Here is a 22,321-nt window from a genome sequence, read left to right on the forward strand (position 1 = left end):
ATAAAAATAGCTATTGCACTAACCATTGCTTTTCCTCTTTTCATTTGATAAAATAGAGGTGTGAGGGGCTTTCGCCCCTACCTCTTAGCGTTTACCTTTTTCTTTTGCGGGATTCGGGTTTACGCTTTTTATTTTGCCTTGCGACTGTTATTGCAGTCACCAGACTTGCGATAGCAGTTACTGTTTCAGGAATATTGTCTATTGCCTTTTCAAGTAACCTAAGCCAATCTTCTTTGTTCAACTTCCTCACCTCCTTTCCTTATCTTGATTATATTATATCACGGTATACCGAGAAAGTCAAGCGTTTTGATGAAGTTTTTTTAAATTTTTTCAAAAAAAATAGACCTTGTCCAGAGGTCGGGGAGTTGGAGGGGGCATCCTCCAAAAGCATTGATTTAATAAGATTTTATTTTTCCTTTTTCATAATAATCTCCCTAAAGAAGCCACCAAATCAGGTGGCTTTTTTGTTTGTAGGCTGGATTTTTGCTATAATAGGAACATGAGTAGAATTTTAGATAATGAAATCATGGGTGATGAGGAGTTGGTAGAGCGTACCCTCCGTCCCCAATATTTACGTGAATATATCGGACAAGACAAGGTCAAGGATCAGCTTCAAATCTTTATCGAGGCAGCAAAAATGCGTGATGAGGCGCTAGATCATGTTCTTTTGTTTGGCCCTCCAGGTCTCGGGAAAACAACCATGGCTTTTGTCATTGCCAATGAATTGGGAGTCAATCTTAAGCAGACGTCTGGTCCTGTCATCGAAAAAGCAGGTGATTTGGTAGCGATTTTGAATGACTTGGAGCCAGGAGATGTTCTTTTTATTGATGAGATTCATCGCTTGCCCATGTCGGTAGAAGAGGTCCTTTACAGTGCCATGGAAGACTTCTACATTGACATCATGATTGGTGCAGGAGAAGCTAGCCGTAGTGTCCATCTAGATTTGCCACCTTTTACCTTGATTGGGGCAACGACACGAGCTGGGATGCTGTCCAATCCTCTTCGTGCCCGTTTTGGGATTACAGGTCACATGGAATATTACGAACATGCTGACTTGACAGAGATTGTCGAGCGGACGGCAGATATCTTTGAGATGGAAATCACTCATGAGGCGGCTTCCGAGTTAGCTTTACGCAGTCGTGGAACTCCTCGTATCGCCAATCGTCTCCTCAAGCGCGTGCGTGATTTTGCGCAGATTATGGGCGATGGCTTGATTGATGATGTGATTACGGATAAGGCCTTGACTATGCTGGATGTAGACCATGAAGGTTTGGACTATGTAGACCAGAAAATCCTTCGCACCATGATTGAGATGTACGGTGGGGGTCCTGTCGGTCTAGGAACTCTTTCGGTTAATATCGCTGAAGAGCGTGAGACGGTTGAGGATATGTACGAACCTTACCTGATCCAGAAAGGATTTATCATGCGAACTCGTTCAGGACGGGTCGCGACAGCCAAGGCTTATGAGCATTTGGGGTATGAATACATTGAAAAATAAGGCTGATATTTTAGACTCTTTCAGAGAAAATCCTGATATGATGGCTATTCTGACTATCATTCGTGACTTGGAGTTGAAAGATTCCTGGTTAGCAGCTGGTTCGGTTCGAAATTTTATCTGGAATCTCTTGTCAGATAAACCAGCTTTTGACCGTGAAACGGATGTGGACGTCATTTTCTTTGACCCAGAGGTGAGTTATGAAGAAACGCTGGCTATAGAAAGTAAGTTGAGAGAGGATTTTCCCCAGTATCAATGGGAGTTGAAAAATCAAGCCTATATGCATCAGCATAGTCCCCATACGGAACCGTATGTGAATTCCTGTGACGCTATGAGTAAATATCCCGAACGTTGTACGGCGATAGGACTTCGCTTGCAAGTTGACGCAACTTTAGAGCTCTTTGCGCCTTATGGTTTGGAGGATATTTTGAACTTTCAGGTTTCTCCAACTCCCCATTTTTTAGAAAATGACGACCGGATGAAGCTTTATCAACAGCGTTTATCTAAGAAAAACTGGCGAGAAAAATGGAAAAATCTCACATTTAAAAATACTTAAGGAAACTTTAAGATAGGAGCTGTATACTTATCTCATAAGTTAAGAAGACCTTAACTTATACTCCTAAAACTTTTTCATAATAATCTCCCTATAAAAAAATTAAGTCGCCCAATCAGGCGGCTTTTTTTGTTCTAATTCTATGTTTTTTCATGATATAATAGCCCTATGAGATTAGATAAATTTTTAGTTGCCTGTGCTGTCGGGAGTCGGACCGAGGTAAAAAACTTTCTAAAGGCTGGGCGCGTGACGGTCAATGGCGAGAAAGAAAAATCTGCCAAGCTACAAATTGATGAAGAGACAGACGAGATTTGTTTTGACGGACAAAAGCTAGACTACGAGGAGTTTGTTTACTATATGATGAACAAGCCCCAGGGCGTTATCTCAGCGACTGAAGATCCTAAACACAAGACTGTTTTGGATTTGTTGGATGACTATGCACGTGCCAAGGAAGTTTTCCCGGTAGGGCGCTTGGATATCGATACGCATGGACTCTTGCTCTTAACCAATGATGGCAAGCTGGCTCATGCTCTCCTTTCGCCTAAACGCCATGTGGATAAGACCTATCTGGCGCAGGTCAAGGGAATCATGACAGATGCAGATGTTGAGGCATTTGCGCAAGGAATTCCGCTCAAGGACTTTACCTGTCAGCCTGCCAAGCTGGAGCTTGTGTCGATTGATACGGAAAAGGAAGAAAGCTTGGTTCGAGTGACCATTGCAGAAGGGAAATTCCACCAGGTCAAACGGATGGTGGCCTACTGTGGCAAGGAAGTTGTGGACTTGCAACGTCTGACCATGGGAACGTTGACCTTGGATGAGAATTTGAAACGTGGGGAATGGCGTCGTTTAACCAAGGAAGAACTAGAAGGCTTGCTTGAAAGTGTTCAATATACTGGATAATCGGAAAAGGTAGGGGAAATATCCCTACCTTTTTCAGTTTTTGGTTGCTTCCTTTGTGAAAAGCGTTATAATAGACAGTAAGAAAAAAGGAGGAATCTATGAACGCGATTCAAGAATCATTTACAGATAAATTATTTGCTAACTATGAAGCAAATGTCAAATACCAAGCGATTGAAAATGCTGCAAGCCACAACGGAATTTTTGCAGCCCTAGAACGTCGTCAAAGCCATGTTGACAACACCCCTGTTTTCTCATTGGATTTGACCAAGGACAAGGTGACTAACCAGAAGGCCTCTGGTCGTTGCTGGATGTTCGCAGCTCTCAACACCTTCCGCCACAAACTCATCTCTCAATACAAACTGGAAAACTTTGAGTTGTCACAAGCCCACACCTTCTTCTGGGACAAGTACGAGAAATCCAACTGGTTCTTAGAGCAAGTCATTGCGACTGCTGACCAAGAATTGACAAGCCGCAAGGTTAGCTTCCTACTCCAAACTCCACAACAAGATGGTGGTCAGTGGGATATGGTAGTTTCTCTCTTTGAGAAATACGGTGTCGTTCCTAAGTCTGTTTATCCAGAGTCTGTTTCATCTAGTAGTAGCCGTGAGCTCAATGCAATCCTTAACAAATTGCTTCGTCAAGATGCTCAAATCTTGCGTGACCTCTTGGCTTCTGGCGCTGACCAAGCAACTGTTCAAGCCAAGAAAGAAGACCTCTTGCAAGAAATCTTTAACTTCCTTGCTATGTCATTGGGGCTCCCACCACGTCAATTTAACTTTGCTTATCGCGATAAGGATGACAACTACCAAAGCGAAAAAGGCATCACTCCACAAGAGTTTTACAAGAAATATGTTGACCTTCCACTAGAAGACTATGTTTCTGTGATCAATGCTCCAACTGCTGATAAACCATATGGCAAATCCTATACAGTTGAGATGTTGGGAAATGTTGTTGGTAGCCGTGCAGTTCGCTACATTAACGTACCGATGGAACGCTTGAAGGAATTGGCCATTGCCCAAATGCAAATAGGAGAAACTGTTTGGTTTGGTTCAGATGTCGGCCAGCTCAGCAACCGTAAAGCAGGAATCCTTGCGACAGATGTCTATGATTTTGAATCAAGTATGGATATTCAACTCACTCAAGACAAGGCTGGACGTTTGGACTACAGCGAAAGCTTGATGACCCACGCTATGGTCTTGACAGGTGTTGATTTGGATGAAAATGGTAAATCAACTAAGTGGAAAGTTGAAAACTCATGGGGAGACAAGGTCGGAACAGATGGTTACTTTGTTGCTTCAGATGCTTGGATGGACGAATATACTTACCAAATCGTTGTCCGTAAAGAATTACTGACAGCAGAAGAACGAGCTGCTTATGAAGCAGAACCAATCGTCCTTGCACCATGGGATCCAATGGGTGCCTTGGCAGAATAAATGAGATATAAAAAGAATGTTTCTATAATTTTTAGGGTTGGTGGAAATTTTCCACCAACCCTATTTTAGTGTATACAAAAAGGCCAACATCCATTATATTAAAAGCGCCTAAACCTAAAACAAAAGAATGATGACCATATGAACAATATACTAGAAGCTACACTACAAATCAAAGATAAAAACATTATTTGGGATAATAATGTTCAAGAGAAGATATTAAAAAATAGAAAATCTTTATTTTATTCAGCTACATATACGCATAAACCAGAATTTTGTGCCGTTTGTGGGTGCGTTAGCCAAAATAACAATATAGTTAAAAACGGGACGAAAACTTCTCGTATCACTCTCTGTTCTGTTTCAGGCCTTCCAGCCTACTTAAATCTACGAAATCAGAGATTTCTCTGTAGAGAATGTGGTTCTTCATTTACTGCAGATACTAGTCGAATTGTAGAAAAATACTGTCATATCTCGAAACGATTAAAAAATGAAATTAAGGCAAAAATAAGTGAAACAGTATCTGAAACATATATTGCCAAAGAAACAAATGTTTCAATTCATACCGTTAGACGTATCATAGATGATACAGCACGATTATTAACGATTAAACCATTACATGATTTACCCGAGCATTTGTGTTTTGATGAATTTAAATCTGTTAAATCTTCCGATAGTAATATGAGCTTCATTATTTGTGATAGCACTACACACAAGTTGGTCGATGTTGTACGAGATAGAAAATCTTACAGTTTGAAACAATATTTTTATCGTTTTGAGCCTAAGACTAGATTAAAGGTGAAAACTATCTCCATCGATATGTACTTGCCATACATTCAATTAATAAAAGAAATGTTTCTTAACGCAAAAATTATCATTGATCCTTTTCACATTGTACAAGCCTTGAATAGAGAACTAAATCGAACTCGGGTACGTATCATGAATCAGCATCGTTATAAAAATCCTAAATTATATCGAAAGTTAAAACATTATTGGAAGTTAATTTTAAAGAACCCTAATGAACTTCAGAACTATAAATATAATCGTTATAAGCTTTTTGAAAGCTTCATAACAAGTAAAGGAATCGTAGATTATATCTTAGAAAACAATCCATCTCTAAAAAATGATTATGAGGTTGTACATTCACCTCGTGAATGTATACAGGATAGAGATTATATAGAATTCAAGGAAACGATTGAAGCAGCTACGCAATTAGACCTATCTCCTGGTTTAAAAAGAGTATTAAAGACTCTTATGACTTACTTGCCATATATTCAAAATACTTGTGAGTATCCAACTAGAACAAAAGGCCCTATTGAAGGAATAAACAATAAAATAAAAGTGCTTAAAAGAAATGCCTACGGCTTTAGAAACTATTACTATTTTAGAAATAGGATTATTTTAATAACAAAAATGTTTGGCCCAAAACAAAAAGGAATTAAGCAACAATTAGTTGCTTAATCCCTTCCTAAATTTCTTCATCAACACTATTTGACAAAGAGCCCTTTTTTAGTGCTCAAAATAGCACTCAATTTTAAATGGATTTGGTGTTCAAAAAATATAATCAAATGCAACAAACTAATTTCATTTTTAATAGGCACAATTAATTTTAGAAGATAGTACGAAAAAATATTGACTGTTTTCTTTAGAATGTGTAAAATTTAGATAGATTATTTAAAGTGAGGTTTTTTTATCTTGTCTATATTAAAGAAGAAATTTAATAAGTTTAGTGTTCTATTGAATCTGGTATTAATAGCTATTATAGCTATTGGAGTGCTATTTTTCTTACCTAAGGAACATAAATCAGAAGTCAAATCGTCAATTAATATCGAAAGTATTGAAAAAGTGAATGAAGTTGTATTTTTGAATGCGGGAATTAATGAAATTATTTCTGAAACAAAAACAACTCAAGTTTTTGGGTTTGATGTGCCGTTCTCTAAAAAAGCAGCATTAGTAATTTTAAATTATAACGCTAAATTTGGAATTAAAAGTAGTGTAAAGGTTGAACAAATAAGCGAAAAAGAATATAAGGTTATTGTTCCAAAATTGGAAGTAATTGGTGTTGAACTTTCAAAAGATGATCCTTATGATTTATATGATAGTCATGGAGAGTTATTAAGTGGGACTACAGAAGATGTTGATACTGGGAAATTGGTCACAAACCAACTTTCTAGTGATAAACAAGCAGAGTATTTAGATAAATTTAAGAGTGAAATTAAAGAATCTGCAATCAATTATTATAAAACAATATTTTCTTCAATGGATTCTGAAGTAAAAGTAACTATAGAATTTACAGAATAATTTTTGAAATACAAAACCCTGACCATCTCTGGTCAGGGTTTTGTGTGGTTCTATAATTTTTAGGGTTGATGGAAATTTTCCACCAACCCTATTTTAGTGTATACAAAAAGGCCAACATCCATTATATTAAAAGCGCCTAAACCTAAAACAAAAGGATGATGACCATATGAACAATATACTAGAAGCTATACTACAAATCAAAGATGCACACAATGAAGGTGTTACATTCCATTTCTTAGAGAATATTAAAGAAGTATTGCGTGATGAGAGTGGGAAAGTAACTGGTGTAAAGGTTATTACAATGGAACTTGGTGAATCAGATGAAAGTGGAAGAAGATTAACGCATGAAGTGGCAGGTAGTGAACATATTATTCCATGTGATCTTGTCGTTGCAGCAATTGAACAAAAGTAGACTTTAGTGTTCTAGATGAAAGGTAAAAATTTGACTTTCGGTCAACATCAGAATACAATAGAAATAAATAATAACAGGTGATGCATATTTAGGTCCTCAATCTATCGCAACCGCAATTAAAGACGGGCGAGAAGTTGCGACAGAAGTACATGAATCGTTTAAAGAAAACATATAAATAACTTGTGGTGCCTTTCGTTTTTTACTGGGAAAATTAAGGAACTATAGTTATAAATACTTAAAGATATTAATATATTAACATGCGTATATTTATAGGAAGATTAAATAGAAATATTTGATATTAGCAAGAATATCTACATCTTATAACATATAGGTATTAATATATTCATAAAATATTAGGAGGAGAAATAATGAACAAGAAACTATTATCAGGCTTATGTGCAGCAGTACTCTTATCAGGTTTAGTAGGATGCGGACCTAAGGAGTCAAAACAAAATACCACAACAAGTACTTCTACAATAGAAACAAAAAATACCACAACAAATAACTCTGAAGTAACAGAGAAGAACTTCAAAGACTTCCCGGATACAGATGAAAAGTACTTCACATATGAAGAGTGGCAAGAAGGATACGCAATCTATAGTTGTACTTCTGACGACAAGGTTGTTCGTGTACCAAAAACCATTAATGGTAAACCTGTTATAGCGATTGCACAGCGTGGTATGGCAAATCTTGAAAAATGTGAAGCAATCGTCTTACCAGATACAGTAAGATATGTTGGAGAGTCATCTTTTGGTCAAGATAAAGCATTGAAGTACATTTATTTAGGAACATCATTAGAAACTGTTGATGATCACGCATTTTTAGGAGCAAGTTCTCTAGAGTCTGTTGTATTTCCAGAAGGAACAAAATCAATTGGTCAATTGGTATTTTCAGACACACCATCAATCAAATCGATCACAATACCTGAAAGTGTAATTGAAATAACAGACTTATTTTACTTCCCAGAAAATTCAAATAAGAATGTAGAAATCCATACACCTAAGGGATCAAAGGCAGAAGAGGCTGCCAATAGTTTAGGACTCAAAGTAGTAAATGACTAAAGGGGAATAGTATGAACAAGAAACTACTATCAGGCTTAGGGACTGACCCCAAAAAGTGAGAATTTAATAAAAACACCCTAGGGCTACCGTCTTCGGTATTCAACCGGAGACAGGTAGTCCAATTTTTGTTGGATTCTTTTTTCATTAGGTTCTTCATCAACACTATTTGACAAAGAGCCAAAAGAATCAGGTGATAAACCTGATTCTTTTTTGTTTGTATGTTCTCACCGAGATTACATAATACCGAAGAAACGAGCTGCGATACCAACTGCAAAGAGGGCAAGGATGATTGTGATTGGAGATACTTTTTTCTTAAGCAACCACATGCAAAGGAAAGTAAGGAGAAGTCCCATCAATCCTGGAATCAATGAGTTCAACTGACCTTGAAGCGTTTGTGGTTGAACGCTATCCAAGCTCATGCCACTAAGTGCTTGACCAAGAATACCCTTCAATTCTCCACCTGTAACAGGACCTTCTGGGAAGTTGATGTAGGCACCTTCTGATAATTGTTTACCTGGAAGGTTGATAGTGAAGTTGATGGATACCCAACGTTGTACAAGAACGGCAAGGATAAACATACCAAGGATAGAAGCTCCTTTAGTGATGTCTTTCAAGATACCACCTGACATGTCTTTAGTGATTTCAGATCCAGCCTTGTAACCAAACTCTTGTGTATACCAAAGGAAAGACATACGGATTGCATTCCATCCAAAGAAGAAGAGAAGTGGTCCAACGATGTTACCAGTTGCAGCAAGTGAAGCACCAAGGGCACCAAGGATCGGACGAACTGTAAACCAGAAGACTGGGTCACCGATACCGGCAAGAGGTCCCATCATACCGATCTTAACACCTTGGATAGCAGCGTCATCGATTTCAGTACCGTTAGCGCGTTCTTCTTCAAGTGCAAGAGTAACCCCCATGATTGGAGCAGCTACGTATGGGTGAGTGTTGAAGAATTCAAGGTGACGCTCAAGAGCAGCTGCTTGGTCTTCTTTTTTAGTGTAAAGTTTCTTGATAGCTGGGATCAAAGAGTAAGCCCAACCCAAGTTTTGCATACGTTCGTAGTTCCAAGAACCTTGAAGGAATTGTGAACGCCACCAAACTTTTTGGCGATCTGATTTTGATAATTGAATTTTTTCAGCCATGATTGTTCCCCTTTCTAGTAGTCTTCTAGGATATCACCGATTGGATCGTTAGAAGTTGCAGCTCCTCCGCCACCGTTTCCACCTTGTTTAGAAAGGTTGAGGTAGATGAAGGCAAGGGCAACACCGATGACACCAAGGGCAATCAAAGTCAATTGAGAGATTGCTGCAAGAGCAAAACCGATAGCGAAGAATGGCCATACTTCACGAGTAGCCATCATGTTGATAACCAAAGCGTAACCAACGGCAACGACCATGGCACCACCGACAGCCATACCACCGTTCAACCAGTCTGGCATCAATTTAAGAGCATCTTGAACAGCAGAAGCAGGGATAGCGATAAGGAAGGCAGCAGGGATTGCAATACGTAGACCTTGAAGAACAAGGGCAAAGTAGTGAGCACGTTCAACAGCTGCAATGTTTCCTTCTTTAGCAGCAGCGTCAGCAGTGTGAACCAAACCAACTGAGATTGTACGAACAATCATAGTCAAGAAAAGTCCAGCTACGGCAAGAGGGATTGCAGTTGCAGTTGCGACTGCGATACCTTCAGTAGTAAAGTTACCACCTTTAATCATGATGATTGCAGCAGCAACAGAAGCAAGAGCAGCGTCAGGAGCTACAGCAGCTCCGATGTTTGCCCAACCAAGAGCGATCATTTGAAGTGATCCACCAAGCATAACCCCAGCTTCGAGGTTACCAGTTACAAGCCCGATAAGGGTACATGCTACGATTGGTTGATGGAATTGGAATTGGTCGAGGATACCTTCAAGACCTGCGAAGAAGGCAACAACTACAACCAAGATAGCAGAAATGATTGAAATATCTGACATGGTTTTATTCCTTTTCTATTTAATGTTAATTATTGAACGTTAGCTTTGCTAATCAAGTCAAACAAATCTTTTTTAGTGTCGTTTGGTACTTTACGTACGTCAAATTCAACACCAAGGTCACGCATTTTTTCAAATGTAGCAACGTCGTCTTTGTCCATTGACAATACGTTGTTGACCATTGTTTTACCAGTTGAGTGAGCCATTGATCCAACGTTAAGAGTCTTGATTGGTACACCACCTTCGATAGCTCGAAGAGCATCTTGTGGTGTTTCAAACAAGATAAGGGCGTGTGTGTTACCAAAACGAGGGTCTTTTGCAACCTCAATCAATTTTTGGATTGGAACAACGTTAGCCTTCACTCCGTTTGGAGCTGCTTGTTTGATCAATTCTTTACGAAGGTCATCTTTAGCAACGTTATCTGAAGCAACGATGATACGGTCTGCTTTTGAATCTGGTGTCCAAGCAGTTGCGACTTGCCCGTGAAGAAGACGTGTGTCAAGACGAGCAAGATTGATTTTCAATTTACCGTCTCCGATTACAGTTCCTTCTGGAATAGCAGCTTGGGCTACAGGAGCAGCTGCAGCAGTTGCAACTTCCTCAGCTGGGTTTAGCTCTTCTGGAAGGGCCTTGATGCCATCTTTGGCTTCTTTAATGATGTTTGCAGCAACTTTAGCCACTCCGGCATTAGCGTCCATCAGGCGTTCGGTGTAGGCTTGGATTAACATCGGCAAGTTAAGTCCTGTGATGATGGCAAATTTACGCTCAGGATTTTCTCCCATTACGCGGCTAGCTTGGTTAAATGGAGAACCACTCCAAAGGTCAGCCAATACTAGAACCTCATCTTCTGCGTCAAATGCAGCCACAGCATTGTTGAATTTTGCGTATAAGTCATCTGGACCTTCGTTTGGCATAAAGGTTACAACTTGAACCTTTTCTTGTTCACCAAAGATCATAGATCCTGACTGATGAATACCCGCGGCAAATTCACCGTGGCTCGCAATAATGATTCCGATACTCATTATTGTCATTCCTCCTTATAAAATGTTTGGCTTGTAGTTTAAGAAAACTTTAAGACTCTTTAAGTATAAACCGTTTTCAGCAAAAAATCAACTACTTATAATAAATCCTAAAAAGTGGAGGGAGAAGGCTGTTTTAGAGATGTTGATATATCAACATCTAGTGGTTTTATCTAGAGAATAGTAAAAAAATTTAATATAAAAAAGTCCTAGTACAGAAATCGACGAACCAAATCGGTATCTTATTTCTAGCCCCCTATACTTCAACCATTGGATGCTTAAAGAATGTGGATAGTAAAATGACGTTTTGTCAATAGTGTTCTTGAGCGTTAAAAAAAAGAACTTTAAGTTCAATAAATTGCTATGTCAAAATTTTATTGCTAAAAAACGAGGTGGGGTCTTTTGTCCCTACCTCGTTTTGGAATTTATTATCTATCTTAATGAGTAAAGTCTAGAACCATGCGACCTTGGATGGTGCCAGCAGCCATTTCATCAAAGACAGCAATGGCATCTTCGACGGGCCGTTTTTGAACAACTGGAACCACGAGACCTTCAGCACCAAATTGGAAAGCTTCTTCCAAATCTTTACGTGTACCAACAAGGGAACCGATGACCTGAATACCGTCAAGAACTGTTTTAACGATACTTAGATCCATCATTTCTGAAGGGAGTCCGACAGCTACTACACGACCACCTGCACGAACAGAGTCAACTGCTTGGTTGAAGGCAACTTTTGATACAGCTGTTACGACAGCTGAGTGAGCACCACCGTTTGTTTTTTCTTTGATAAGGCCTGGAACATCTTCGACTTCAAGACCATTAATCACGATATCAGCACCGACTTCTTTAGCTAGAGCAAGTTTATCGTTGTTAATATCTACTGCTATAACGTGAGCGTTGAATACTTTTTTAGCGTATTGAACAGCTAAGTTACCAAGTCCTCCAGCACCATAGAGTACAACCCATTGGCCTGGCTCAACTTTTGCTTCTTTGATAGCCTTGTAGGTAGTAACACCGGCACAAGTGATTGAAGAAGCTTGGGCTGGATCGAGACCTTCTGGAACCTTAACGGCATAATCTGCAGTTACGATACATTGTTCTGCCATACCACCATCAACTGAGTAGCCAGCATTTTTTACTGTACGGCAAAGGGTTTCGCGTCCGGTTGTACAATATTCACACATGCCACAGCCTTCAAAGAACCAAGCTACGCTGACACGGTCACCAACTTTTAGACTCTTAACATCAGGAGCGATTTCTTTTACGATACCGATCCCTTCGTGACCGAGAACACGTCCTGGAACTTTTCCAAAGTCACCATGGGCAACGTGGAGGTCTGTATGGCAAACACCACAGTACTCAACTTCAACAAGTGCTTCGCCATTTTCGAGCGGACGGAGCACTTTTTCTTCAATAGCAACACCAGTGCTTTCTGGATTTACAACAACAGCTTTCATAGCTATCCTCCTTGGTTAGTAGTTGAGGTGCAGAGGAAAAGGGGCTTGCCTTAAATCGTGATTCAAGTGAAGTCAAATTTGAACTGCCCTCTTTTTTGTCTATATGTGAATTATATCACGATATTTAATATAATGCAAGGAGATTTATGTAAAAATATATGAAATCGCTTAACTGGTTGACGATACTGTGAAATTTGCACAATAATATCTAACGTATTCATGGAAAATTTCATATAAAGAGGAACTTATTTGGCCTCAAATATAGGGAGTGAGCTTACAAACAGATTTTCTAAGATTCATCTCTAGGAGTTTTTGGTATAATAGAGAGTAATTTATTTTCTAGTATAAGAAGTTAGAGTGAGAGGTATGTATGTCCCCTTCAATTCAGTTATTAAAAGACCGCTATTTAAAAAATATCAAAGAAAATCCAGATCTCTACATCGGTATTGAGTTGGAGTTTCCTATCGTTCATACGAAAGGCCAACCTACAGATATTGAAGTCAGCAAGGATTTGTTGCGCTTTTTGGTGGATGCTCTCAGTCTGGAAGTTGAAAAGGAGGACCAGGATGGCAATCCGATTCAACTTGTAGAACCGTTGAGTCAAGATCGAATTCTGTTTGAGGTTTCCTATACGACCTTGGAATTTGCCTTTGGCAGAGCTCGGAGTATCCAAGAGATCGAAAGCCGTTTTGAAACTTATATGAAGGTAATCCAAGAAAAGCTAGGTGAAAAGGAACATGCTATCCAAGGTTGGGGGATTCACCCAAACTGGAATCAAAATGACAATCGACCTGTGGCTTATCCACGCTATCAGATGCTGATGGATTATCTGAGTATGGGGAGTCACCAAGAAAGTGCGCATTTACATGACTTTCCACAATACGGAGCCTTCATCTGCGGGAGTCAAGTCCAGTTGGATGTTTCGACCGCTAACTACCTACGTGTCATCAATGCTTTCACACAGATAGAGGCAGCCAAAGCTTTCTTGTTTGCCAATTCTGAGTTCTCTGGAGCAGACTGGGACACCCAGATTTCACGAGATATCTTTTGGGAAGACTCCATGCATGGGATTTATCCAGAGAATGTTGGTGTCAATTCAAAACTCTTCAAAGATGAGGATGATTTCTTTGATTATCTCGACCATTCTGCGATTTTTACGGCAGAAAGAGATGGAGAAACCTACTATTTTTCTCCGATTCGTGCTAGAGATTACCTAGCTACTGACGAGATTCCTGCCTATACTCTAAATGGGAAAGAAACACTTCTTGTCCCTCAAGAGAAGGATTTCCAAACGCACCGTAGCTACCAATTCCAAGATTTAACAACTCGAGGAACGGTCGAATTTCGGAGTGTTTGTACCCAGCCACTAGACCGCACTTTTGCTTCAGCAGCCTTTCATCTAGGTTTGTTGGTGAATCTTGACAAGCTTGAAGCTTACCTAGAAACAGCTCCTTTCTTTGAAAGTTTTGGTCGTGACTACAAGTCTTTGAGAAGACAATTTTCTAAGAAACACCTCACAGATGAAGAAACAGCTGGGATTGTCCAGTTTTCCAAAGACTTGCTAACGATAGCAGAGCAAGGACTTGAGATGAGAGGTCATAGTGAAACGACTTATTTAGAACCTTTGAAAGAAGAATTGGACGTATAATTTTCTTATAACGGAAGAATTTTCTGAAAAATCATGTTATAATGAATGAGACTATAGATAAAGGATAGAGATTTATGACATTAGTTTATCAATCAACGCGTGATGCGAACAATACCGTAACAGCCAGCCAAGCGATTTTGCAAGGCTTGGCAACAGATGGAGGCTTGTTTACTCCAGTGAGCTATCCAAAGGTGGATTTGGATTTTGACACATTGAAAGACGCTTCTTATCAAGAAGTGGCCAAGCTTGTCTTGTCAGCTTTCTTGGATGACTTTACAGTAGAAGAGTTGGACTACTGTATCACCAACGCCTATGACAGCAAGTTTGATACACCAGCAATTGCCCCTCTTGTAAAACTTGATGGCCAATACAACTTGGAACTTTTCCACGGTTCAACCATTGCCTTTAAAGATATGGCCTTGTCTATCTTGCCATACTTTATGACAACGGCAGCTAAGAAACACGGCTTGGAAAACAAGATAGTCATCTTGACAGCAACATCTGGAGATACTGGGAAAGCTGCTATGGCAGGTTTTGCAGATGTTCCAGGTACTGAAATTATCGTCTTTTATCCAAAAGACGGTGTCAGTAAGGTACAAGAGTTGCAAATGACCACTCAAACGGGCGAAAATACCCATGTTATCGCTATTGATGGAAACTTTGACGATGCTCAAACCAATGTGAAACATATGTTCAATGATGTAGCTCTTCGTGAGAAATTGGCAGCCAACAAGCTCCAGTTTTCATCAGCTAACTCTATGAATATTGGTCGTTTGGTCCCACAGATTGTCTATTATGTTTATGCCTACGCTCAGCTTGTTAAAACTGGCGAAATTAATGCAGGTGATAAGGTTAACTTCACCGTACCGACAGGGAACTTTGGAAATATCTTAGCTGCCTTTTACGCAAAACAAATCGGTCTACCAGTTGGCAAGTTAATCTGTGCTTCAAATGACAACAATGTCTTGACAGATTTCTTTAAAACTCGTGTTTATGACAAGAAGCGTGAGTTTAAGGTAACCACTAGTCCATCTATGGATATCTTAGTGTCTTCAAACTTGGAGCGCTTGATTTTCCATCTTTTGGATAATGATGCGGTTAAGACAGCTGAACTCATGAATGCTTTGAATAGCCAAGGTCAGTATGAATTGACAGATTTTGATGCAGAGATTCTTGACCTTTTTGCAGCAGAGTATGCTACGGAAGCAGAAACAGCAGCAGAAATCAAGCGTGTTTATGAGTCAGATTCTTATATTGAGGACCCTCATACAGCAGTTGCCTCAGCCGTATATAAAAAATATCAAGCGGGGACAGGCGATGTGGCTAAGACCGTGATTGCTTCAACAGCTAGTCCATATAAATTCCCAGTAGTTGCAGTAGAAGCTGTAACAGGGAAATCAGGCTTGACCGACTTTGAGGCTTTGGCTCAGTTGCACGAAATTTCAGGAGTGGCAGTGCCACCAGCAGTTGATGGCCTTGAAACAGCTCCAGTTCGTCACAAGACAACTGTTGCAGTGGCAGATATGCAGGCAGCAGTAGAATCTTATTTAGGACTTTAAAAGAGAGGAAGTAAACTCGGTTGGGAAACTAACTGAGTTTCTTTTCATCAGGAGGAAGGATTGTTTAAGAAAAATAAGGATATTCTCAACATAGCTTTACCTGCCATGGGTGAAAATTTCTTGCAGATGCTCATGGGGATGGTCGATAGCTACTTGGTAGCTAATCTGGGGTTGATCGCCATTTCGGGTGTGTCTGTAGCTGGAAATATTATCACCATTTATCAGGCTATTTTTATTGCCTTGGGAGCAGCAATTTCTAGTGTTATATCAAAAAGTGTGGGACAGAAAGATCAGTCTAGACTAGCCTACCATGTGACAGAAGCTCTCAAGATAACCTTGCTATTGAGTTTAATTTTAGGTAGCTTGTCCATCTTTGCAGGTCAAGAGATGATTGGTCTTTTGGGTACTGAACAGGTTGTGGCTGAAAGTGGAGGCTTATACCTATCTTTAGTTGGCGGGACAATCGTTCTCCTGGGCTTAATGACTAGTTTAGGGGCCTTGATTCGCGCTACCCACAATCCTCGACTGCCGCTTTATGTTAGTTTTTTATCCAATGCTTTAAATATTGTTTTTTCAAGTGTCGCCATTTTTATCCTTGATATGGGGATAGCTGGTGTAGCTTGGGGGACTATTTTGTCTCGGTTGGTCGGGGTTGTGATTTTGTGGTCACAATTAAAACTTCCATATATGAGACCGACGTTTGGGCTGGATAAAGACCTGCTGACCTTGGCTTTACCTGCAGCGGGAGAACGTCTCATGATGAGGGCTGGTGATGTAGTCATAATTGCCTTGGTTGTTTCCTTTGGTACGGAGGCAGTCGCGGGAAATGCTATCGGTGAAGTTTTGACTCAGTTCAACTATATACCTGCTTTTGGTGTTGCTACGGCAACAGTTATGCAGGTGGCCCGAGCAGTAGGGGAGAATGATTGGGCAAGGGTGGACAAGCTCAGTAGGCAAACTTTTTGGCTATCCCTCTTTCTCATGTTGCCCTTGACGCTTAGTATCTATGCTCTCGGAACACCACTAAGTTACCTCTACACCAGTGATTCTGCGGCTATTAAAGCCAGTGTTTTAGTGACGCTGTTCTCTCTACTAGGGACTCCTATGACGACGGGGACAGTCATTTATACAGCTGTCTGGCAGGGTTTGGGAAATGCCCGCCTTCCCTTTTATGCAACAAGTATCGGGATGTGGTGTATCCGTATCGGAACAGGCTACCTGATGGGAATTGTTCTTGGTTGGGGCTTGCCTGGTATTTGGGCAGGAACGCTTTTGGATAATGGTTTCCGTTGGATGTTCCTACGCTATCGTTATCAAGTTTATATGACATCGAAAGGATAAGAAATGCAAGAAACGGCTTTTATTTGGGATTTAGACGGGACCTTATTGGACTCCTATGAAGCTATTTTGTCAGGAATTGAGGAGACCTATGCACAGTTTTCCATTCCTTTTGACAAGGAAAAAGTTCGAGCTTTTATCTTGAAATACTCTGTCCAGGATTTACTAGTGCAAGTGGCAGAAGAAAGAGGCTTAGATGTTGATAGGCTCAATCAAGTCCGTGCTCAGAGCTTGGCTGAAAAGAATGCCCAGGTCGTCTTGATGCCGGGGGCGCGCGAGGTTTTAGCCTGGGCAAATCAGCAAGGAATTCAGCAATTTGTCTACACCCACAAAGGTGATAATGCCTTGACTATTTTACGAGATTTGGGCTTGGATGTTTATTTCACAGAAATTTTGACAAGCCAGAGCGGTTTTGCTCGTAAACCAAGTCCAGAAGCAGCGACCTACCTTATCAGTAAATACCATTTAAAACCAGACCGCACCTTTTATATAGGGGACCGTACTTTGGATATCGAATTTGCTCAAAACAGTGGCATCCAGAGTATCAATTTCCTTGGAACTCCGGTGGATTGCAATCATCAGATTTCTTGTTTAGCGGATATTCCTTCTCTCTCTTTATGAAAGTTTTATGAAAGAGAATATGTCAGCTTTGTGACAAAATTCATACATACTATTTCAATTAATGTGGTTTGTTACAGAGACTAGACAGTTTTATTAAATAGCCCCCAAAGGGCTTTTTTTCTTTTTTCTTTATGTTATGATAGAAAGGTACTACATTTGAAAAGGAGTTTGAATAGTATGAAGAAACGAATTATTTTAGCATCAACAGTAGCTTTATCACTTGCCCCTACCTTGGCGACTCAAGCAGAAGAAATTGTATGGTCACCACGTTCAGTTGAGCAAATTCAAAACGATGTTGCTAAAAGCGAAAATAAAACAAGTTACACAATTAAGTACGGAGATACCCTAAGCACGATTGCAGAGGCTTTGGGAGTAGACTTAAATGTCCTTGCAAACTTGAACAAAATCACAAATATTGACTTGATTTTCCCAGAAACTGTACTGACTACAACTGTTAACGAAAATGAAGAAGTAACAGAGGTTGAGGTTTATACACCTCAAGAATTTGGTTCTGATGTAGCAAGTGCAACAGCAGATTTAACAACGAATCAAGTAACAGTAGATGAACAAACTGTTCAAGTCGAAGATTTGACACAACCAGTTGAAGAAACTGAAGCTGTAGCAGAAACTACAGTATCGTCAGAAGCAACAACAGCAGAAGCAACTACTGAATCTGCGGCACCTGTCGTTGAAGAAACAACTACGGTCGCTGAACCAACAACTACAGTTGAGGAAACAACTACGGCCGCTGAACCAACTACAACAGTTGAAGAAACAACGACTACTGTTGAGGAGACAACTACAACAGAAGCAACAACTGAGGCTGTAACAGAAGCTCAATCAGCTCCAGCAACTTACCAAGCTGAACCAAGCCAAGGTGCATCGGCAACTTATACAGCGCCAGCGGCTCCTGATTATGCAACTATTGCAGCAACAAAATCTGAAAATGCAGGCCTTCAACCACAAACAGCTGCATTTAAAGAAGAAGTAGCTAACTTGTTTGGTATCACATCATTTAGTGGTTACCGTCCAGGAGATCCAGGTGACCACGGAAAAGGTCTTGCTATTGACTTCATGGTTCCAGCAAGTTCAGCTCTCGGTGATCAAATTGCAGATTATGCTATCCAAAATATGGCTAGTCGTGGCATCAGCTACATCATCTGGAAACAACGTTTCTACGCACCATTTGATAGCAAATACGGACCAGCTTACACTTGGAATCCAATGCCAGATCGTGGTAGCATAACAGAAAACCACTATGACCACGTTCACGTATCAATGAACTAATAATGAATGAGAAGTTGGGAACTGATTCAGTTTCCACTTCTTTTTTATTTTCAAATTCTTAGATAGCAAAGATAAACTCCAGACATAAAATTTGGAAACCTAGTTTTCTGGGATTGAGGCTAGGAGATAAATTTAACGGAGTGAGCAAAATAGTTGCGTTTTTAATCTTTCTGCACTATACTTGATAAGTCAATAGTTGATAAATCAAGTTTACGCAGGGAGGTAGAAATGAAAAAAATTAACGACTTACTGTACCAGCTCCATTTAGTAGATCAGACCATTACTCAACTTTTTGAGAAACAATTGGGAATTAGTTTGACCCGCTATCAAATTCTGCAGTTTTTATTGCAAAAGTCACCGTGTAACCAAACTGCCGTTCAGGAGAAGTTACAGATTGACCAGGCAGCTTTGACCCGTCATTTTAAGGTTTTAGAGTCAGAGGGTTATGTCAGTCGTAAGCGTAATCCAATCAATCAGCGAGAAGTCCTTGTTGAATTAACCCAAGAAGCCAAGAATCAACTCTTGGTCAATCCGCCTAGATATCATTTGAATGTGAAGGAACAGATGGAGAGCACCTTATCGCCTGGTGAGCAGAAAGAACTGACAACCTTACTGACAAAACTAGTCTCAGGTTTAGAAAAAATAGAATTTTAAGGAGAACACTATGTCAATCATTACTACTGTTTTAGCAACTATTGTTGCCCTCGAACATTTTTATATCTTTTATTTGGAGAGTATGGTAACCCAATCAGACGCAACTAGCCGGGTCTTTAATATGGGAAAGGAAGAGTTGACTCGACCATCTGTTGCCTCACTGTTTAAAAATCAAGGGATTTATAATGCTTTGATTGGGGTGTTTCTTATCTATGGGATTTATTTCTCGCATAGCTTAGAAATCGTAACAATCTTTGTTTTGTTTGTCATAGGAGCAGCGACTTATGGCGCTTTAACAGCAGATAAAAAAATCATTCTAAAGCAAGGTGGCCCAGCAATCTTAACACTTTTGAGTATCCTCTTATTAAAATAAAAAAACCAGCACTTTCTATGAAGGTGCTGCTTTTTAATAACTGATCTTAAACTTTTCTCCGCTTAATTTCAAGTAGTCTTTGATAGAAGAAGATTTGGCTACTATAGATATAAGGGAAGATAGAGATACTTGCGATTCCAAAGCTAATCCAGATGAGGATATACCAAGGAAGTAGCTGTAAATCAAGGACAAAGCGTTGGAACTTATAGCCTTTCATGAGAAAGCGGCTGGTATGCAGCACACGGCTAGGTTTGGCAATTCCGATTGCAAGGGTGTCACATAAAAGTAGTTCAACTTGGGAATAGGCATAATATTGTGGCAGATAGATAATGGTTCCCAAAATCATTACTAGGACGCTACCAAAGAAATAGAGAGCGAAAGTCAGTAGGAAGTGTTCGATATCTGGATTGGTGACGTCGACAGATGGAAATTCAGGATGAAGTTCCACAAATTTACGAGCCATGGCACTGCTATAAAAGAGCAAGTAGACTCCAAAAAGATTAGGGATGCTCCATAAAAAGAGGTAGAAACGCTTGAGTAAGAGTGTTAGAAATGTTTGGGTAAAGAAGCGGTTGTCAAGCAAGGACAGGCTATCTTTAAAGGAAAGCTCTATCTCAGAAATTCTGTAAAGATTAATCGTGGTAAAGAGGGCACCAGCTAGGATGATGGAACTTGTAAATCCAACGGCTATCGGAAAGAGAGCAGACTGGATTGTAATCCCTAGAAAACTCAAGAAGGACTGTTCAAGAATGCCTTCATCAAGTAGAGATAAAGGTCTGATAAAGCTCGATAGAATAAAGAGAATACTTGGTAATAAAAAGACAAGCAGCAAGCGAGGGTGCTCGGTTTGAAATTGTCTAGCCTGCTCGCGAACTTCTTTTAAATTAATTTTTGGGTACTTCATTCTTTCATTATACCATAGTTCGTGACAGTTCCTGTTTTTTTTGATAGAATCATACAGTATGCCCCTGGGCGCAAAGTAAGAACTGGGACTGTCTTTCCCAGCTTCGGAGGTAAAAAATGTCAGATTCGCCAATCAAATATCGATTGATAAAAAAAGAAAAACACACAGGAGCTCGTTTGGGTGAGATTATCACACCCCATGGTACCTTCCCAACGCCTATGTTCATGCCAGTAGGGACTCAGGCAACGGTCAAGACTCAGTCGCCAGAAGAGTTGAAAGAGATGGGTTCAGGAATTATCCTATCTAACACTTATCACTTGTGGCTTCGCCCTGGGGACGAACTCATTGCCCGTGCTGGAGGTCTTCACAAGTTCATGAATTGGGACCAACCAATCTTAACGGATAGCGGTGGATTCCAAGTGTATTCTCTAGCAGACAGCCGTAATATTACAGAAGAAGGGGTAACCTTCAAGAACCACCTCAACGGTTCTAAGATGTTCCTTTCGCCTGAAAAAGCTATTTCTATCCAGAACAATCTGGGCTCAGACATCATGATGTCCTTTGACGAATGTCCCCAATTTTATCAACCTTATGATTATGTGAAAAAATCGATTGAACGTACTAGCCGTTGGGCAGAGCGTGGTTTAAAGGCTCACCGTCGTCCGCATGACCAAGGTTTATTTGGGATTGTACAAGGAGCAGGATTTGAAGATCTGCGTCGTCAATCAGCTCAAGACCTTGTAAGTATGGACTTCCCAGGCTACTCTATCGGTGGACTAGCAGTTGGAGAAACCCACGAAGAGATGAATGCAGTTTTGGACTTTACGACCCAACTGCTTCCTGAGAACAAACCTCGTTACTTGATGGGAGTAGGAGCGCCAGATAGCTTGATTGATGGTGTTATCCGTGGTGTCGATATGTTTGACTGTGTCTTGCCGACTCGTATCGCTCGTAACGGGACTTGTATGACCAGTCAAGGTCGCTTGGTAGTCAAGAATGCTCAGTTTGCGGAGGACTTTACACCACTTGATCCAGAGTGTGACTGCTACACATGTAAGAATTATACCCGTGCTTATCTACGCCATTTGCTTAAGGCAGATGAAACCTTTGGTATCCGCTTGACAAGTTACCATAACCTGTATTTCTTGCTCAATCTCATGAAGCAGGTTCGCCAGGCCATCATGGATGATAATCTCCTGGAATTTCGTGAACATTTTGTTGAAAAATATGGTTATAACAAGTCAGGGAGAAATTTCTAAATTTGGCTTTAAATCCACTAAAAATCCTAAGTTTTATCTTAGGATTTTTCTGTTTTTTTTGATAAAATAAAGGTACTATGAATG

23 protein-coding genes are annotated in these 22,321 nt (G+C 40.1%); 16 read left to right on the top strand and 7 right to left on the bottom strand.

Features of this window, described 5'->3' with window-relative positions:
- Positions 1–91: 91 nt before the first annotated feature.
- The gene (locus HMPREF2957_RS09280; protein ID WP_173390505.1) at positions 92–241 is read right to left on the bottom strand and encodes a hypothetical protein; all 150 of its coding nucleotides are present in this window, start codon (positions 239–241) and stop codon (positions 92–94) included.
- Positions 242–499: 258 nt separating this feature from the next.
- On the opposite strand from HMPREF2957_RS09280, the gene ruvB reads away from it, so the two are divergent.
- From ruvB to HMPREF2957_RS07475, 8 genes are all read left to right on the top strand, one after another.
- Positions 500–1,498: a Holliday junction branch migration DNA helicase RuvB gene (ruvB, locus tag HMPREF2957_RS07440; RefSeq protein WP_004250631.1), complete on the top strand. Its 999-nt coding sequence runs from the start codon at positions 500–502 to the stop codon at positions 1,496–1,498.
- On the top strand, positions 1,479–2,051 hold the full coding sequence (locus tag HMPREF2957_RS07445; RefSeq protein WP_004250632.1) for a nucleotidyltransferase family protein: 573 nt from the start codon (positions 1,479–1,481) through the stop codon (positions 2,049–2,051). Before ruvB ends, HMPREF2957_RS07445 begins: the two co-directional genes overlap by 20 nt.
- 165 nt (positions 2,052–2,216) lie before the next feature.
- Positions 2,217–2,948 (top strand): pseudouridine synthase, encoded by a 732-nt coding sequence (locus HMPREF2957_RS07450; RefSeq protein ID WP_070678624.1) that lies wholly within the window; start codon positions 2,217–2,219, stop codon positions 2,946–2,948.
- A gap of 98 nt (positions 2,949–3,046) precedes the next feature.
- Positions 3,047–4,381: an aminopeptidase C gene (pepC, locus tag HMPREF2957_RS07455; protein WP_004250638.1), complete on the top strand. Its 1,335-nt coding sequence runs from the start codon at positions 3,047–3,049 to the stop codon at positions 4,379–4,381.
- A 138-nt stretch (positions 4,382–4,519) separates the two neighbouring features.
- Positions 4,520–5,836 carry an ISL3 family transposase gene (locus HMPREF2957_RS07460; protein WP_004250640.1) on the top strand — a complete coding sequence of 439 codons (1,317 nt, stop codon included), beginning with the start codon at positions 4,520–4,522 and terminating at the stop codon, positions 5,834–5,836.
- A 234-nt stretch (positions 5,837–6,070) separates the two neighbouring features.
- Positions 6,071–6,676 (top strand): DUF4230 domain-containing protein, encoded by a 606-nt coding sequence (locus HMPREF2957_RS07465; RefSeq protein ID WP_004250641.1) that lies wholly within the window; start codon positions 6,071–6,073, stop codon positions 6,674–6,676.
- Positions 6,677–6,842: 166 nt separating this feature from the next.
- Positions 6,843–7,088, top strand: coding sequence for a hypothetical protein (locus HMPREF2957_RS07470; protein WP_004250643.1), 246 nt, complete (start codon positions 6,843–6,845; stop codon positions 7,086–7,088).
- Positions 7,089–7,456: 368 nt separating this feature from the next.
- Positions 7,457–8,149 (top strand): leucine-rich repeat domain-containing protein, encoded by a 693-nt coding sequence (locus HMPREF2957_RS07475; RefSeq protein WP_004250645.1) that lies wholly within the window; start codon positions 7,457–7,459, stop codon positions 8,147–8,149.
- A gap of 83 nt (positions 8,150–8,232) precedes the next feature.
- On the opposite strand, the gene HMPREF2957_RS09510 is transcribed toward HMPREF2957_RS07475, so the two are convergent.
- The 5 genes from HMPREF2957_RS09510 to adhP all read right to left on the bottom strand — a co-directional run bounded on the left by HMPREF2957_RS09510 (position 8,233) and on the right by adhP (position 12,594).
- Positions 8,233–8,322 (bottom strand): IS3 family transposase, encoded by a 90-nt coding sequence (locus tag HMPREF2957_RS09510; protein ID WP_367400507.1) that lies wholly within the window; start codon positions 8,320–8,322, stop codon positions 8,233–8,235.
- 60 nt (positions 8,323–8,382) lie between these two features.
- A complete protein-coding gene (locus HMPREF2957_RS07480) occupies positions 8,383–9,294 on the bottom strand; it encodes a PTS system mannose/fructose/sorbose family transporter subunit IID (protein WP_070678627.1) in 912 nt (303 codons plus the stop codon).
- 14 nt (positions 9,295–9,308) lie between these two features.
- A complete protein-coding gene (locus HMPREF2957_RS07485) occupies positions 9,309–10,121 on the bottom strand; it encodes a PTS mannose/fructose/sorbose transporter subunit IIC (protein ID WP_004250648.1) in 813 nt (270 codons plus the stop codon).
- A 29-nt stretch (positions 10,122–10,150) separates the two neighbouring features.
- Positions 10,151–11,140, bottom strand: coding sequence for a PTS sugar transporter subunit IIB (locus tag HMPREF2957_RS07490; protein ID WP_070678630.1), 990 nt, complete (start codon positions 11,138–11,140; stop codon positions 10,151–10,153).
- A 434-nt stretch (positions 11,141–11,574) separates the two neighbouring features.
- Complete coding sequence (gene adhP, locus HMPREF2957_RS07495; protein ID WP_070678633.1) at positions 11,575–12,594, bottom strand: alcohol dehydrogenase AdhP; 1,020 nt, start codon at positions 12,592–12,594, stop codon at positions 11,575–11,577.
- 370 nt (positions 12,595–12,964) lie between these two features.
- On the opposite strand from adhP, the gene HMPREF2957_RS07500 reads away from it, so the two are divergent.
- The 7 genes from HMPREF2957_RS07500 to HMPREF2957_RS07530 all read left to right on the top strand — a co-directional run bounded on the left by HMPREF2957_RS07500 (position 12,965) and on the right by HMPREF2957_RS07530 (position 20,074).
- On the top strand, positions 12,965–14,242 hold the full coding sequence (locus HMPREF2957_RS07500) for a glutamate-cysteine ligase family protein (protein WP_070678635.1): 1,278 nt from the start codon (positions 12,965–12,967) through the stop codon (positions 14,240–14,242).
- Positions 14,243–14,316: 74 nt separating this feature from the next.
- Positions 14,317–15,801, top strand: coding sequence for a threonine synthase (gene thrC, locus HMPREF2957_RS07505; RefSeq protein WP_070678638.1), 1,485 nt, complete (start codon positions 14,317–14,319; stop codon positions 15,799–15,801).
- A 60-nt stretch (positions 15,802–15,861) separates the two neighbouring features.
- Positions 15,862–17,142, top strand: coding sequence for an MATE family efflux transporter (locus HMPREF2957_RS07510; protein ID WP_070678641.1), 1,281 nt, complete (start codon positions 15,862–15,864; stop codon positions 17,140–17,142).
- Positions 17,143–17,145: 3 nt separating this feature from the next.
- Positions 17,146–17,760, top strand: a complete 615-nt coding sequence (locus tag HMPREF2957_RS07515; RefSeq protein ID WP_070678644.1) for an HAD family hydrolase — start codon at positions 17,146–17,148, stop codon at positions 17,758–17,760.
- Positions 17,761–17,937: 177 nt separating this feature from the next.
- Positions 17,938–19,047 (top strand): LysM peptidoglycan-binding domain-containing protein, encoded by a 1,110-nt coding sequence (locus tag HMPREF2957_RS07520; RefSeq protein WP_070678647.1) that lies wholly within the window; start codon positions 17,938–17,940, stop codon positions 19,045–19,047.
- A 228-nt stretch (positions 19,048–19,275) separates the two neighbouring features.
- Positions 19,276–19,701 (top strand): MarR family winged helix-turn-helix transcriptional regulator, encoded by a 426-nt coding sequence (locus HMPREF2957_RS07525; protein WP_070678650.1) that lies wholly within the window; start codon positions 19,276–19,278, stop codon positions 19,699–19,701.
- Positions 19,702–19,711: 10 nt separating this feature from the next.
- Positions 19,712–20,074: a DUF1304 domain-containing protein gene (locus HMPREF2957_RS07530; RefSeq protein ID WP_070678653.1), complete on the top strand. Its 363-nt coding sequence runs from the start codon at positions 19,712–19,714 to the stop codon at positions 20,072–20,074.
- Positions 20,075–20,120: 46 nt separating this feature from the next.
- Here the strand turns inward: HMPREF2957_RS07530 and HMPREF2957_RS07535 are convergent, their stop codons facing one another.
- The gene (locus HMPREF2957_RS07535) at positions 20,121–20,978 is read right to left on the bottom strand and encodes a DUF975 family protein (protein ID WP_070678656.1); all 858 of its coding nucleotides are present in this window, start codon (positions 20,976–20,978) and stop codon (positions 20,121–20,123) included.
- Between the two features lie 116 nt (positions 20,979–21,094).
- On the opposite strand from HMPREF2957_RS07535, the gene tgt reads away from it, so the two are divergent.
- Complete coding sequence (tgt, locus tag HMPREF2957_RS07540) at positions 21,095–22,237, top strand: tRNA guanosine(34) transglycosylase Tgt (RefSeq protein ID WP_016466286.1); 1,143 nt, start codon at positions 21,095–21,097, stop codon at positions 22,235–22,237.
- The last annotated feature ends 84 nt before the right edge of the window (positions 22,238–22,321 follow it).

The sequence above is a fragment of the Streptococcus sp. HMSC062D07 genome (assembly GCF_001814215.1).
In the GTDB taxonomy this organism is placed as follows: domain Bacteria; phylum Bacillota; class Bacilli; order Lactobacillales; family Streptococcaceae; genus Streptococcus; species Streptococcus infantis_I.

Bases quoted from the DNA above. Each gene is read 5' to 3' on its own strand.
- ruvB (WP_004250631.1), top strand. From the start codon at position 500: ATGAGTAGAATTTTAGATAATGAAATCATGGGTGATGAGGAGTTGGTA.
- HMPREF2957_RS07445 (WP_004250632.1), top strand. From the start codon at position 1,479: ATGAATACATTGAAAAATAAGGCTGATATTTTAGACTCTTTCAGAGAA.
- HMPREF2957_RS07450 (WP_070678624.1), top strand. From the start codon at position 2,217: ATGAGATTAGATAAATTTTTAGTTGCCTGTGCTGTCGGGAGTCGGACC.
- pepC (WP_004250638.1), top strand. From the start codon at position 3,047: ATGAACGCGATTCAAGAATCATTTACAGATAAATTATTTGCTAACTAT.
- HMPREF2957_RS07460 (WP_004250640.1), top strand. From the start codon at position 4,520: ATGAACAATATACTAGAAGCTACACTACAAATCAAAGATAAAAACATT.
- HMPREF2957_RS07470 (WP_004250643.1), top strand. From the start codon at position 6,843: ATGAACAATATACTAGAAGCTATACTACAAATCAAAGATGCACACAAT.
- HMPREF2957_RS07475 (WP_004250645.1), top strand. From the start codon at position 7,457: ATGAACAAGAAACTATTATCAGGCTTATGTGCAGCAGTACTCTTATCA.
- HMPREF2957_RS07480 (WP_070678627.1), bottom strand. From the start codon at position 9,294: ATGGCTGAAAAAATTCAATTATCAAAATCAGATCGCCAAAAAGTTTGG.
- HMPREF2957_RS07485 (WP_004250648.1), bottom strand. From the start codon at position 10,121: ATGTCAGATATTTCAATCATTTCTGCTATCTTGGTTGTAGTTGTTGCC.
- HMPREF2957_RS07490 (WP_070678630.1), bottom strand. From the start codon at position 11,140: ATGAGTATCGGAATCATTATTGCGAGCCACGGTGAATTTGCCGCGGGT.
- adhP (WP_070678633.1), bottom strand. From the start codon at position 12,594: ATGAAAGCTGTTGTTGTAAATCCAGAAAGCACTGGTGTTGCTATTGAA.
- HMPREF2957_RS07500 (WP_070678635.1), top strand. From the start codon at position 12,965: ATGTCCCCTTCAATTCAGTTATTAAAAGACCGCTATTTAAAAAATATC.
- thrC (WP_070678638.1), top strand. From the start codon at position 14,317: ATGACATTAGTTTATCAATCAACGCGTGATGCGAACAATACCGTAACA.
- HMPREF2957_RS07515 (WP_070678644.1), top strand. From the start codon at position 17,146: ATGCAAGAAACGGCTTTTATTTGGGATTTAGACGGGACCTTATTGGAC.
- HMPREF2957_RS07520 (WP_070678647.1), top strand. From the start codon at position 17,938: ATGAAGAAACGAATTATTTTAGCATCAACAGTAGCTTTATCACTTGCC.
- HMPREF2957_RS07525 (WP_070678650.1), top strand. From the start codon at position 19,276: ATGAAAAAAATTAACGACTTACTGTACCAGCTCCATTTAGTAGATCAG.
- HMPREF2957_RS07530 (WP_070678653.1), top strand. From the start codon at position 19,712: ATGTCAATCATTACTACTGTTTTAGCAACTATTGTTGCCCTCGAACAT.
- HMPREF2957_RS07535 (WP_070678656.1), bottom strand. From the start codon at position 20,978: ATGAAGTACCCAAAAATTAATTTAAAAGAAGTTCGCGAGCAGGCTAGA.
- tgt (WP_016466286.1), top strand. From the start codon at position 21,095: ATGTCAGATTCGCCAATCAAATATCGATTGATAAAAAAAGAAAAACAC.